Origin of the sequence: Cellulomonas sp. SLBN-39, from assembly GCF_006715865.1 — a bacterium.
Classification (GTDB): Bacteria; Actinomycetota; Actinomycetes; order Actinomycetales; family Cellulomonadaceae; genus Cellulomonas.
In genome coordinates this window covers 3,119,382-3,132,140 of the sequence record NZ_VFOA01000001.1, presented here as the reverse complement: position 1 = coordinate 3,132,140, position 12,759 = coordinate 3,119,382, and the positions used below count along the sequence as shown (strand labels likewise).

Below are 12,759 nucleotides of genomic sequence, written 5' to 3'. Positions count from 1 at the left end.
CTCCTCGGTCCGGTCTCGGGCGATCGTGCGCGGCCACTGTAGGCGGCCCCACGGACGCCTCGCGCGCCGACCCTGCGCGAGAGGACGGGTCGGGGCATCATCGGGCGGGTGGACGACGCGACGCGGACGACGACGGACGAGACCCCCACCACGACCACCACAGGCACCACGGACACAGACGTGCCCACGGAGGGCGCCGCCGCGCCGGGCACGACCGAGGAGAGGCCCGCCGACCAGGGCGTCTACGTCACACCGGGCGCCGAGTTCTCCCGCGACACGCGGTACATCACCACCAGGATCACCACGGACGGCCGGGACGGCTGGCCGGTCGAGGCCGGCCGCTACCGTCTCGTGGTCTCCCGCGCCTGCCCGTGGGCGAGCCGGGCGATCGTGGTGCGCCGGCTGCTGGGGCTGGAGGACGCGCTGCCCATGGGCGTGTGCGGGCCGACGCACGACTGGCGGTCGTGGACCTTCGACCTCGACCCGGGCGGCGTGGACCCCGTGCTGGGCATCGAACGCCTGCGCGACGCGTACCTGGCGCGCGACCCGCAGTACCCGCGCGGGATCACCGTGCCCGCGATCGTGGACGTGCCCAGCGGGCAGGTCGTGACCAACGACTACGCGCAGATGACGCTCGACCTGTCGACGCAGTGGACGGCGCACCACCGGCCCGGCGCGCCGGACCTGTACCCGGACGCGCGGCGCGACGAGATCGACGAGGTCGCCGCGCTCGTGTACGCCGACGTGAACAACGGCGTGTACCGGTGCGGGTTCGCCGGCTCGCAGGAGTCCTACGACCGCGCCTACGCGCGGCTGTTCGCGCGCCTGGACTGGCTGGAGGACCGCCTGCGCACGCAGCGGTACCTCGTCGGGGAGACGATCACCGAGGCGGACGTGCGGCTGTTCACCACGCTCGTGCGCTTCGACGCGGTCTACCACGGGCACTTCCGGTGCAACCGGTCGACGCTGAGCGCCATGCCGGCCCTGTGGGCGTACGCCCGGGACCTCTACCAGACACCGGGGTTCGGCGACACGGTGGACTTCGTGCACATCAAGGAGCACTACTACCGGGTCCAGCGGGACATCAACCCGTCGGGCATCGTGCCGGGCGGGCCGGACCTGAGCGGGTGGTGGACGCCCCACGGCCGCGAGCAGCTGGGCGGGCGGCCGTTCGGCGACGGGACCCCGCCGGGGCCGGTGCACGCGTCCGAGGCCGTGCCGGCCGACCACGCCCCGCAGGCGCCCTGAGCCGGGCCGACCAGCCCGCGCGCCCGGCCGTGCGACGTCAGACCATGCGGTGGTCGTGCCCGAACCCGGGCAGGAACCGTGGGCCGGTCCGGGCGAGCTCGGCCTCCCACTCCCCGGCCCAGCCGCGGTAGGGGCGCACCGCGAGCGCGTCGTTGGCGAAGCGGGCGTCGGCGGTCAGCTCGGTGACGCAGAAGGACGGGATGGCCAGGTCCGTGACGGGGCCGCCGCGCTCGACCTCGGCGATCACCAGGCCGGCGTTGGCGCCGAGGAAGACGTCGACGACCCAGCCGTCGTCGCCGAGCCAGACGGCGTGCCGGAGCTTGGCCACCCGCGCGCCGCCGCGGCGGACCATCTCCACCCCGACCTCGGGGTCGAGCTCGCGCTCGGCCTCGTAGCGGGTGCCGCCGACCATGGGGCCCTTGACGGTGACGGCGCAGAAGTCGACGTGCTCGGCGTACGCCTCGAGCAGCGTGCGCTCGTCGGCGCCGGGGCCGGGGGGCGAGGGCAGCACGGGCAGGGCGGGCACCTGGGCCCGGACGCGCAGCGCGTAGCCGTCCTCGGCGAGGAAGTAGCTCTGGACGATGAGCGCGGGCGCGTCGTCGAGCATGTCGGCAGGGACGTCGCGGGCGAGGAAGCGCCGCTCGAACTCGAAGTCCCCGTTGCCCGTGTCGCTCATCGTCCGTCCACCGCTCGCCGTCGCCGCCCGGGTGCGCACCCGTCAGGGCTCACCGTAGTGCGCACGCCACGGGGTGCGGCGCGGAGGCGGTGCAGGGCTCGGCGACGAGGTCGGCGGGCCCGAGGGATTGCGCTTCCCGCCGGCGCCGTGAAAGGCTCGCCGCGCAGGGCGAGAAACCGGTTTCCGCCCGACGCGACCGAGACAAGGGAGTCCGGCATGCGCGCCACCCCCCACCTGCCCGCACCCGACCGGCCCACCGGCCCCGCCCCGACCGGCACCGACCGGCCGGCCCGCGCACCGTCGTCCGCCCGCCGGGCCGCCGCGCTCGGCAGCGGCGCGGCCCTGGTCGTCGCCGGCCTGCTCGTCGGCCCCGCCGCGCACGCCGCCCCGACCCCCTCGGGCGGCCCGGGCGAGGTGCGGGACCTGGGCCGGGAGGTGCTCGCCGACGGTGACGGCTGGGCGTCCTGGCACGGCACCACCCGTCCCGACGGGCGGGTCGTCGAGGCGCGGGGCACGACCGGCGGCGCCGCGGCCGAGCCCGCCGAGGTCCACGTCGTGCAGACCTGGGCCCAGCTGCGCGACGCCCTCGCGGGCCGGCCCGGCGGCACCCAGACCGACGCGCGCACGAGCACCACGCCCCGCGTGATCTACGTGCGCGGGACGCTCGACGCGTTCACCGCAGCCGACGGCACGCCGCTGACCTGCGACGACTTTGCGTCCCAGGTGACCGTCGCCGGCACCGGCGAGCCGTTCTCGATGGACGACTACATCGCGCACTACGACCCCGAGGGCCCGTGGGGCCGCGTGGACCCCAGCGGCCCGCTGGAGGACGCCCGCGTCGCGGCCGCGGCCGTGCAGGCCCGGGCGACCCAGCAGCACGTCGGGTCGAACGTGACCATCGTCGGGGTCGGCCCCGGCGCCGGGATCACCGGCGCGAACCTGCGGATCCGCGACGCGTCCAACGTCATCGTGCGGAACCTGACCCTCTCCGACGCGTACGACTGCTTCCCGCAGTGGGACCCGGGCGACACCGCCGCCGGCAACTGGAACTCCGCGTACGACAACCTGTCCGTCTGGTCGTCCACCAGCGTGTGGGCGGACCACCTCACGCTCGACGACGGCGAGAACCCGCCGAGCTCGCTGCCCACGGTCTTCGGACGCCCCTTCGAGGTGCACGACGGGCTGCTCGACGTCACGCACGGCTCGGACCTCGTGACCGTGTCCTGGAACCACTTCGACGACCACGACAAGACGAGCATCGTCGGCTCCTCGGACTCACGCCTGCAGGACCGCGGCCAGCACCGCGTCACCTACCACCACAACCGGTGGACGGACATCGGCCAGCGCGCTCCCCGCGTGCGGTTCGGCGACGTGCACGTCTACAACAACCTGTACGAGCAGACCCGCGAAGGTCACTTCGTGTACTGGTGGGGCGCCGGCATCGAGTCGAGCATCGTCGCGGAGAACAACGCGGTCGAGCTCGTCGACGGCGTCGACCCGGCCCGCGTCGTGACGGAGTGGAAGGGCACCCAGCTGCTCGAGACGGGCACCCTGGTCGACGGCGCGCCCGCCGACCTGGTCGCCGCGTTCAACGCCACCGCACCGCGACCCCTGGCGCCGACGGCACGGTGGACGCCCGCCGAGCACTACGACCCGCAGGTCCAGGCGACGCAGGACGTCGCCGAGGCCGTGCGTGCCGGCGCGGGCGCCACCCTGCCCTCGGGCACGCCCGTCGCCGAGCGCGCGCCCGACGCACCCCGGCTGACCCACGACAACGGGTGGGGCACCGGCCTGCACGACGGCGACTACACGATCACCTCCACCCTGTGGTGGGGGCAGAACGCCACCGTGCTGCGCCTGTACGAGGACGGGGTCCTCGTGGACGCGCAGGCCGTCGACGGGGGCTCGCCCGCCCGGCAGCAGGCGACCTTCGCGATCACCGGACGCACCGACGGGACGCGCACGTACGTCGTCGAGGCGCTCAACCCCTGGGACACCGCGCGCTCGGCACCCCTCACGGTGACCGTGCGCGACGCCGCCCCCGGCCGCCCGACCGTCACGGTCGGACCCGTGCGCGACGGGTCCGCGACCGCCACGACGACCCTGTGGTGGGGCACGAACGGCACCGAGCTCGTCGTCCTCGTCGACGGCGTCGAGGTCGACCGGCAGGTGCTCGAGGCCCGCACCCCGCACCGGCAGCGGGCCACCACCACCCTCACCGGCCTGACCGCAGGCACGCACGAGGTGGTCGCCCGCCTGGTCAACGCGGCCGGCGCGACGGACAGCGCTCCCGTCCGGGTGGTCGTGCCCGGCTGACCCGGCCCCGTGCCCCGCACAGGCCGTGCCCCGCCCACCCGGTGCGGGGCACGGCCGCGGTGCTCAGGCCGGGTCGAGGACCTCGGGCAGGCCGAACCGGGCGAACAGCGGCGCGCCGAACCACACGGTGACGTGCCGCACGCCGTCCTCGCCGACCGTGACCTGCTGGACCTGGAACGCCCGGTGCGCGCCGTCCGCGTCGCGCATGTACAGGCCGTACGCGGGCAGCCCGTTCGCCGCCGTCGGCACCAGCCGCATCGACCCCGGGCCCGTCGCCGGGCACCACGTCGCGATGAGCTCGCCCACGGCGGCCGGGCCGGAGTACCAGCCGGGGTACGGCGGCATCTCCCAGACGACGTCGGCGGCGAGCAGGTCCACGATCGCGGCGACGTCGTACGCCTCGAACGCCGCCACGTACCGCTCCAGCAGCTGGCGACGGCGCGGGTCGGTCGGCTCGAGCGGCGTCACGTCCTGCACGTTCGCCATGTGCGCACGGGCCCGCTGCAGGGTCGAGTTCACGCCCGCGACTGTGAGGTCGAGCGCCTCGGCCACCTCGGCGGCCGACCACGCCAGGACGTCGCGCAGCAGCAGCACCGCACGCTGCTGCGCCGTCAGGTGCTGCAGCGCCGCCACGAACGCGAGCCGCACCGTGTCCCGGTCCACGACCGTCTCGGCGGGGTCGGCCGGCGCGTGGGACCACACGAGCGCGTCGGGCAGCGGCTCCAGCCACGGCGTGCCCGCGTCCACGCGCGGCTCGTCGCGGGGGTCGGCCGGCGGCGCGCCGATGCCGGTGGGCAGCGGCCGGCGCCGGCGCCCGTCGAGGTGGGTCAGGCACGCGTTGGTGGCGATGCGGAACATCCAGGTGCGCAGCGACGACCGGTTCTCGAACCCGCGCATCGCGCGCCACGCGCGCAGGTACGTCTCCTGCAGCACGTCCTCGGCGTCGTGCACCGAGCCGGTCATGCGGTAGCAGTGCGCCAGTATCTCGCGCCGCATCGGCGCGAGCCGGGCGGCGAACTCCTCGGGCGACGTCGGCGGCGGGTCGGGCGCGGAGGGCTGCGGCGGCGGTGTGGTCAGCGTCACACGTCGACGGTAGCGCCGCCGTCCGACATCGCCCACCCCCGACCGACGAGTCCCGACGACGTGACAGGTCCGTACCCCTGCGCCCGCGCACCGCGGACCGCGCCCACCGCAGGAGGCACCCGTGGACCGGATGGTCGTCGTCAACCTCCCGACGCACGACCTCGACCGGGCCCGGCGCTTCTGGGGCGGCCTCGGCTTCGGCGTCGACGCACGGTCCTCGGACGCCCGCACGCTCGCCGTGCGGCTGGCGCCCGGCGTCGTCCTCGTCGTGCTCCCCCGCCCGTGCTTCGCCGCGCACGCGCCGCACCCCGTGCCCGACGCGCGCGGAGCGACGCAGGTGATGATGTGCCTGGCTGCGGGCTCGCGGCACGAGGTGAACACGCTCGCCGCGCTGGCCCTCGCGCTCGGCGGCACCGAGCCCCGGCCGGCGTTCGACGACCAGGGCACCTACGCGCGGACGGTCGCCGACCCCGACGGCCACGTGTGGGAGCTCCTGCACACCGACGGCACGTGCTGACGCCGCCGTGCCAGACTGCCCGCCATGCCGGCCACCGCACCCCCGCCGCACGACCCCTCGCAGCACGCGCAGCGGTACGCGCCCGACGACCACGCCGCCGGGCGGACGCTGCTCGTCGCCGCCGCCTACGTCGTGCTCCTGCGCCACGGCCCCGACGGCCCCGAGGTGCTGCTGCAGCTGCGTCGCGGCACCGGGTACCGCGACGGCTGGTGGGCGACGCTCGCCGGGCACGTCGACCCCGGAGAGTCCGTGCACGAGGCCGCGGTCCGCGAGGCGCGCGAGGAGGCCGGCGTCACGGTCGCCCCGGGCGCGCTGCGCCCGCTGACGGCGCTGCACCGGTTCGAGCGCACCGGCCCGCCCGTGGAGCAGCGCCTCGACGCCTTCTTCGTCGTCGAGGACTGGACGGGCGAGCCCGTGCTGCGCGAGCCCGACAAGGCCGAGCAGGTGCGCTGGTGGCCGCTGCGGTCGCTGCCGGCGCAGGTCGTGCCGCACGAGCGGCTGGTGCTCGACGCGCTCGCCGCCGGCACGACCCCGCCGCCGTTCGTCTCCCTGCCGTCCTGACGCCTCCCGCCTCGGCACGGCGTCCCCGTCCCCGCCGGGACCAGGGCCGGGCGGGGACGAGGGACGGGACGGCTCAGCCGGTGTTCTGCAGACCAGCAGCCACCCCGTTGACCGAGAGCAGCATGAGCCGGCGGGGCTCGTCGAGGACGTCCCCGGCCTCGGCGGTGCGCAGCGCACGCAGCGCACGCAGCTGGAGCAGCGACAGCGCGTCGACGTACGGCGAGCGCAGCTGGACGGCCCGGCCGAGGATCCGCCGGCGCGAGAGCACGGCCGTCGAGTCCGTCGTGGCCAGCACCCACTCGCGGGTCAGGCGCATCTCCTCGAGCACCATGCCCGCGAGGTCGTCGCGGTCGCCCAGCGCGAGGTAGCGGGCCGCGATCCGCTCGTCGGTCTTGGCCAGCGACATCTCGACGTTGTCGATGATCGTCGCGAACAGCGGCCACCGCTCGTACGCGGTGCGCAGCTCGTCCAGGTCCCCGACAGCCGCGAGGGCCGTGCCGAGCCCGAACCAGCCGGCCAGGTTGATCCGGGCCTGCGACCACGAGAACACCCACGGGATCGCCCGCAGGTCGTCCAGGGACGAGACCGACAGCCCGCGGCGGGCCGGGCGGGACCCGATGGGCAGCAGACCGACCTCCTCCAGGGGGGTCACCTGCGCGAACCAGGCGGGGAAGCCGTCGGACCGCACGAGCGCGTGGAACCGTTCGCGCGACGCCGCGTCGAGGCGTGCGGCGAGGTCGGCGAAGCGCTGCGCGGCCTCGTCGTTGCGCTGCTCGACGCTCGGCGCGCCGGCCAGCAGCGTGGCGGCGGCGACCTGCTCGATGTGCCGCGTCGCGATGTCGGGGTCGCCGTACCGGGCGAAGATGACCTCGCCCTGCTCGGTGAGCTTGAAGCGGCCGTCGACGGAGCCGGGCGGCTGGGCGAGCACCGCGCGGTTGGCCGGGCCGCCGCCGCGGCCGAGCGCACCGCCGCGGCCGTGGAAGAGGGTCAGGACGATGTCGTGGCGCTGCGCCCACTCGGCGATCCGCCTTTGGGCGTCGTCGAGCGCGAGCGTCGCGGACACGGGTCCGACGTCCTTGGAGGAGTCGGAGTACCCGAGCATGACCTCGACACGACGGCCGTTGGCCGCCAGACGCTCCTGGACCCGCGGGTGGGTCAGCGCCTCCTCGAGGATGTCGACGCTGGCCTGCAGGTCGGCGAAGGTCTCGAACAGCGGGATCGCGTCGATGACCGGGGCGTGCTCGGGACCGCCGAACGCGTGCTCGGCGAGCCGGTAGACGGCGGCCAGGTGCTCGGCCGACTGGGTGAACGAGACGATGTACCGCCGGGCGGCCGCCTCGCCGAACCGGCGCTGGACCGTGCCGAGCGCGCGGAACGTGTCGAGGACCTCGAGGGTCTGCGGGGCCAGGTCGCCGTCGACGCCGTGCGCCTCGATGTCCGCGAGCGCGGCGGCGTGCACCTGGGAGTGCTGGCGCACCTCGAGCTCGGCGAGGTGGAACCCGAAGGTCCGCACCTGCCACAGCAGCCGCTGCAGGTCGCCGTAGGCCGCGCGCGGCGCACCGGCCTGCACGAGGGACTGCTGGACCACGAGCAGCTCGGCCTCGAGCTCGTCGGGGCCGGCGTAGGCCAGGTCGGCGTCGCGGCGGCGGGTCGCCGCGAGACGCTCGACGATGACGAGCAGGGCGCGCCGGTGCGGCTCGTTGGGCGCGTCGGCGGCCACCCGGGCGGTGAGCTGCTCGGACAGCGCACGCTGGCGCTGCCACAGGGCCGACAGCTCGGACGACGCCGGTGTGCCGACGCCGTCGAGCGTGAGGCCGCCCGCGGCCCGCACGGCGGAGGCCTCCAGCGCGGCGAGCGCGTGCTCGGAGGCCAGGACGGCTGCCGCGCGGGTCACCTCGGCGGTGACGTTGGGGTTGCCGTCGCGGTCGCCGCCGATCCAGGTGCCCAGGCGGGCGAAGGGCGTCACGACGGGTGCGGTGGTGCCGGCCTGGTCGCCGAGCAGCCAGTCGTCCAGGCGCCGGTACACGGTCGGCAGCACGTCGGCGAGGGTGGAGTCGACGATCGACAGGACCGTCGCGACCTCGTCGACGACCGTCGGCTTGGCGGCGCGCAGCGGCGAGGTGCGCCACAGCGTGTCGATCTCGGCGAGCAGGCGGCGCTCGTTCTCCGCGAGCGTGGTGCCGCCCAGGTGCAGGGCGTCGCGCTCGGCCACGAGCTCGGCGATCCGTCGGATCGACCGCGCGACGGCCCGGCGGCGCGCCTCGGTCGGGTGCGCCGTGAACACGGGCCGGAACTCCAGCGAGCGCAGCCGCTCGCGCGCCGCGTCCTCGCCGATCTCGTCCGCGAGCTGCTGGTAGGCGGCGGGCAGGGAGTCGTCGGGCGCGAGCTCGTGCGGCGCGAGGCGCGACTCGCGCTCGTGCAGGACGCGCACGCGGTGGTACTCCTCGGCGAGGTTCGCCAGGTGGAAGTAGCACGTGAACGCCCGTGCCACCTGCTCGGCCCGTCCGGGCTCGAAGCCCGCGACGAGCGCCTCCGCCTGCGCGAGCGCCTCGCCGTCGGGCTCCGCGTGGGACCGGATCGTCAGCTCGCGCAGCCGTTCGACGTCGGCGAGCAGGTCCTCGCCCCCCGACTCGCGCAGGACGCGGCCGAGGAGCTCGCCGAGCAGCCTGACGTCGTTGCGCAGGGGCTCGGGTACGTCGTGGCGGGCGAGTCCGCGAGGGACCTCGGGCCCGTTCTCCGTCGCTGTCACGGGCCCCACCGTAGAGGAACGTCACCCGTGCGCGGGTCCGTGATCCGGCTGGCGGATCACGGACCGGCCCGGCAGGACGTCAGGCGGGCGGCCCGCCGCGCCCGGAGCGGCCGCGCGGGCGCAGCCGGACGGGCGGGATCTGGGGGGCAGGCAGCCACCCGGGCTCCCGGTCCCACCCCGGCACCTGCCCGAACCGGGCCGAGCGCGCCTGCCAGGCGTCGCGGGCGGCGACGACGTCGTCGTGCGTCGGGGCGATGAAGTTCCACCACATGACGACCTCCTCCTCGAAGGGCGCCCCGCCGAGCAGGACGGCACGGACCGGCTCGTGCGCGACGACCTCCAGGACGCCCGGCCCCGCGTCGACCACGCCGAGGTCTCCGGGCGCGAGCGTCGTCCCCGCCAGCGTGACGCTCCCCCGGTCCAGCAGGAGGGCGTGCTCGTGGGCCGGGTCGACCGGGGCCGCCCAGCGGGTCCCGGCGTCGAGGTGCACCTCGACGCCGAGCAGCGGTGTGGCGGTGCGCACGGGCGAGGCGTGCCCCGCGAACGACCCGACGAAGACGCGGCCGCGCACGCCGGGCGCGAGGTCGACCAGCGGCGCGGCGTGGTGCTGGAAGCCCCGCTCGCCGTCCCGTGCGGACGCGGGCAGCACGACCCACAGCTGCACGCCGTGCAGGCGTGCGGTGCCGGGCGTGGACACCTCGGAGTGCGCGATGCCGTGGCCGGCGGTCATGAGGTTGACCTCGCCGGGGCGCACGACGGCGTGCACGCCCCCGGAGTCGCGGTGCTCGATCTCGCCCTCGAAGAGCCACGAGACGGTCGCCAGACCCGTGTGCGGGTGCGGGGGGACGTCCATGCCGCCGGTCGCGGCGACGTCGTCGGGGCCGTAGTGGTCGACGAAGCACCAGGCGCCGACGAAGGACCGGTCCCGGTGCGGGAGCGTGCGGCGCACGGCCATGGCCCGCGGCCCGCCCAGCGGCACGTCGCGCGGGGCGAGGACCTGCACGCCGGGGCGCGCACCGGCGGGGCACAGCGCGAGCTCGGGGCCCGCCTCGGTCGTGGTCATCACGCCTCCGTCCGTCGGGGCCCGGAGCGGCCGGCCCGGGCTCGGGGGGAGCCGGGGGCGGGCCGCCGGGCGTGGCCGGCGTCAGCCGGTCGGGCCGACGCGCACGACCACCTTGCCACGTGCGCGCCCCGCACCGACGTGGGCGACGGCGTCCTGGGCCCGGTCGAGGGGCTCGACGCGGTCGACCACCGGCCGCAGCAGGCCCTCCTCGACGAGCGCGACGAGCCGGGCCAGGTCCTGCGCGTCGTCCCGGGCCGTGAGCGGGACGAGGCGCTGCGGGACGAACGGGTTCACCGCCGCGACGCGCAGCAGGCGCTCGTAGCCCGAGGTCCACCGCCCGCCGGACTCGCCGCCGACCACGACGACCGTCCCGTCGCGGGTCGTCAGCCGGCGCAGGAGGCCCACCGGCCGGCACCCGCCGACGTCGACGACCAGGTCGTGGGGGGCGTCGAGCAGCGGTCCGTCGCCGTCGACGTCGTGGGTGACGACGTGGTCGGCGTGCAGGGCCCGCGCCACGTCCGCCTTGGCGGCGCTCGTCACGGCGGTGACCACGGCGCCCGCGGCCAGGGCGACCTGGACGGCGAAGGTGCCGACCCCGCCGGACGCCCCGAGCACCAGCACCCGCTGCCCCGCCTCGACGCGGCCGGCGGTGTGCAGGGCCTGCCAGGCGGTCTGCCCCGACGTCGGCAGCGCGGCGGCCTCCACGCCGGTCAGCCCGTGGGGGCCGGCAGGGACGGGCACCAGCGTGCGCTCGGGCGCCACGGCGAGCTCGGCGAACGCACCGCGGCCGACCCCGAGGACCCGGTCGCCCACGGCGATGCGGGTGACGCCGGGGCCGACGGCGACGACGACGCCGGACAGGTCACGCCCGGGCACCGGCCGGCGCGGACCCCGCACGCCGAAGAACGGGCGCACGAGGTAGGGCTCGCCCGCCGCCAGGTGCCAGGTGCCCCGGTCGACCCCCGCCGCCTCGACGCGTACGAGCACCTCGCCGGCACCCGGGACCGGCACGGGCACGTCGGCCGTGCGCCAGGGTCCGGTGTAGGAGTCCTGCACCGCCGCGCGCATCGTGCCCCCCGACCGTGCGTCGCCCTGCGCGTCAGGGCGCTGCGCCTGCTCCGTCATCGTGCCCACCTCTCGTCGGTGCCCGCGTCGCGCCCGACCTCGCCTGTACTAAGTACGAACGTACTAAGTACAGCACGCCCTAGACTGGGCGCGCCAGACACCGGGAGGCTGCATGACGGCGCGACGCGCACCGCTGACCCGCGAGCGCGCGGTCCAGGCCGCCACGGCCCTCGCGGACGAGCACGGCCTCGCCGCGCTGACCATGCGCGCGCTGGCCGAGCGGCTCGGCGTGCGCCCCATGGCCGTGTACCACCACATCCCGCACAAGGACGCCCTGCTCGGCCTGCTGGTCGAGGAGGTGCTCGCCCAGGTCGCGCCACCGCCGTCGGGAGCGCCGTGGCGCGACGCGCTCGCGGTCCGGTGCCGGTCCGCCCGCGAGGTGCTGCGCGCCCACCCCTGGGCGCTGGTGCTGCTCGAGAGCCGGCGCTCGCCGGGACCGGTCTCGCTCGCGCACCACGACGCCGTGCTCGGCACGCTCCTCGACGCAGGCTTCGACGTCCCGGCGGCGGGGCACGCGTACGCGCTGCTGGACGCGTTCGTCTACGGGTTCGTGCTGCAGGAGTCGACGCTGCCGTTCGACGACGCGCAGGCCACCGACCTCGCGGACGAGATCGTGACCGCCCTGCCCGAAGGGGCGTACCCGCACCTCGTGCGGTTCGCGCGCGAGCGGGTCCGCGACGGGTACGCGTTCGGCGACGAGTTCGAGGTGGGGCTGCAGCTCGTGCTGGACGCGATCGCCTCGTTGCACGCGGGGGCGACGGCCGGTGCGCGGGGAGGCGTCACCGACGCGTGAGCGCGGGGCTCAGCCCCAGTCGCCCAGCGCGCCCTCGAGCGCGCCGAGGCAGGCCTCGACGAGCGGCCACCGGTCGTCGGGCGGGCAGCCCTGCTCGGCCCACCGCTCGCAGGCGGCGTCGACGAACGCGAGCCAGCCCGGGACCGCGTACGCGTGCCGGGCGTCGGCGCGCGGCACGAGCAGGGCGCCGACGCGTGCCACCCGCTCGGTGTGGGCGCGGGCCCGCACGACCCCGGCGGCGACCGGCTCGGCGGCGGGGTGCCGGACGTGCCGCAGCCAGGCGTCGGGGTCGGCCGCGGCACGGTCGAGACGGGTCAGCACGACGGCCCGGACGCGGTCGCGCACGGGCACCCCCGGGTGCAGGGCGGACAGCGCCCGCTCCTCGGCGGCGACGAGCGCGTCGACCTCCCGTGCGAGCACCGCGGCGTACAGCTCGTCCTTGCCGGCGAAGTACCGGTAGACCAGCGCCTCGGACGCGTCCGCGGCGGCGGCGACCGCCCCCATCGTGGCCGCGGCGTAGCCCTGACCGGCGAAGACGTCGGCCGCGGCGGTGAGCAGGGCCTCGCGGCGCTCCTGCGGGTCCAGGCGGCGGCGCGGGCGGGCGTCGCGTCGTGTCACTGGCACACCT

The 12,759-nt window shown here is 76.3% G+C and carries 11 protein-coding genes; 5 read left to right on the top strand and 6 right to left on the bottom strand.

All coding sequences use genetic code 11. From position 1 onward, the window contains the following. Window positions 1-180 precede the first annotated feature (180 nt). A complete protein-coding gene (locus FBY24_RS14285; protein WP_142163573.1) occupies window positions 181-1,248 on the top strand; it encodes a glutathione S-transferase family protein in 1,068 nt (355 codons plus the stop codon). Window positions 1,249-1,285: 37 nt separating this feature from the next. Here the strand turns inward: FBY24_RS14285 and FBY24_RS14280 are convergent, their stop codons facing one another. Further along, window positions 1,286-1,924 (bottom strand): hypothetical protein, encoded by a 639-nt coding sequence (locus FBY24_RS14280; RefSeq protein WP_142161586.1) that lies wholly within the window; start codon window positions 1,922-1,924, stop codon window positions 1,286-1,288. A gap of 216 nt (window positions 1,925-2,140) precedes the next feature. Between FBY24_RS14280 and FBY24_RS14275 the strand changes: the two genes are divergently transcribed. Then, window positions 2,141-4,240 carry a polysaccharide lyase family 1 protein gene (locus tag FBY24_RS14275; protein ID WP_142161584.1) on the top strand — a complete coding sequence of 700 codons (2,100 nt, stop codon included), beginning with the start codon at window positions 2,141-2,143 and terminating at the stop codon, window positions 4,238-4,240. Window positions 4,241-4,303: 63 nt separating this feature from the next. Here the strand turns inward: FBY24_RS14275 and FBY24_RS14270 are convergent, their stop codons facing one another. Then, entirely contained in the window at window positions 4,304-5,323 is a 1,020-nt protein-coding gene (locus FBY24_RS14270) for a sigma-70 family RNA polymerase sigma factor (protein ID WP_255432405.1), read from the bottom strand. Window positions 5,324-5,453: 130 nt separating this feature from the next. Between FBY24_RS14270 and FBY24_RS14265 the strand changes: the two genes are divergently transcribed. Further along, window positions 5,454-5,840, top strand: a complete 387-nt coding sequence (locus FBY24_RS14265; RefSeq protein WP_255432527.1) for a VOC family protein — start codon at window positions 5,454-5,456, stop codon at window positions 5,838-5,840. A 24-nt stretch (window positions 5,841-5,864) separates the two neighbouring features. Next, a complete protein-coding gene (locus tag FBY24_RS14260) occupies window positions 5,865-6,401 on the top strand; it encodes an NUDIX domain-containing protein (protein WP_142161580.1) in 537 nt (178 codons plus the stop codon). 73 nt (window positions 6,402-6,474) lie between these two features. Here the strand turns inward: FBY24_RS14260 and FBY24_RS14255 are convergent, their stop codons facing one another. The 3 genes from FBY24_RS14255 to FBY24_RS14245 all read right to left on the bottom strand — a co-directional run bounded on the left by FBY24_RS14255 (window position 6,475) and on the right by FBY24_RS14245 (window position 11,338). Continuing rightward, window positions 6,475-9,150 carry a phosphoenolpyruvate carboxylase gene (locus tag FBY24_RS14255; RefSeq protein WP_174243498.1) on the bottom strand — a complete coding sequence of 892 codons (2,676 nt, stop codon included), beginning with the start codon at window positions 9,148-9,150 and terminating at the stop codon, window positions 6,475-6,477. A gap of 79 nt (window positions 9,151-9,229) precedes the next feature. Further along, the gene (locus FBY24_RS14250; protein WP_142161576.1) at window positions 9,230-10,213 is read right to left on the bottom strand and encodes a pirin family protein; all 984 of its coding nucleotides are present in this window, start codon (window positions 10,211-10,213) and stop codon (window positions 9,230-9,232) included. An 81-nt stretch (window positions 10,214-10,294) separates the two neighbouring features. Then, on the bottom strand, window positions 10,295-11,338 hold the full coding sequence (locus FBY24_RS14245; protein ID WP_222117254.1) for an NAD(P)-dependent alcohol dehydrogenase: 1,044 nt from the start codon (window positions 11,336-11,338) through the stop codon (window positions 10,295-10,297). A gap of 112 nt (window positions 11,339-11,450) precedes the next feature. Between FBY24_RS14245 and FBY24_RS14240 the strand changes: the two genes are divergently transcribed. After that, the gene (locus FBY24_RS14240; protein WP_142161574.1) at window positions 11,451-12,131 is read left to right on the top strand and encodes a TetR/AcrR family transcriptional regulator; all 681 of its coding nucleotides are present in this window, start codon (window positions 11,451-11,453) and stop codon (window positions 12,129-12,131) included. A 9-nt stretch (window positions 12,132-12,140) separates the two neighbouring features. Here FBY24_RS14240 and FBY24_RS14235 read toward each other — a convergent pair whose 3' ends face one another. Continuing rightward, entirely contained in the window at window positions 12,141-12,749 is a 609-nt protein-coding gene (locus tag FBY24_RS14235; RefSeq protein ID WP_142161571.1) for a TetR/AcrR family transcriptional regulator, read from the bottom strand. Between the last annotated feature and the right edge of the window lie 10 nt (window positions 12,750-12,759).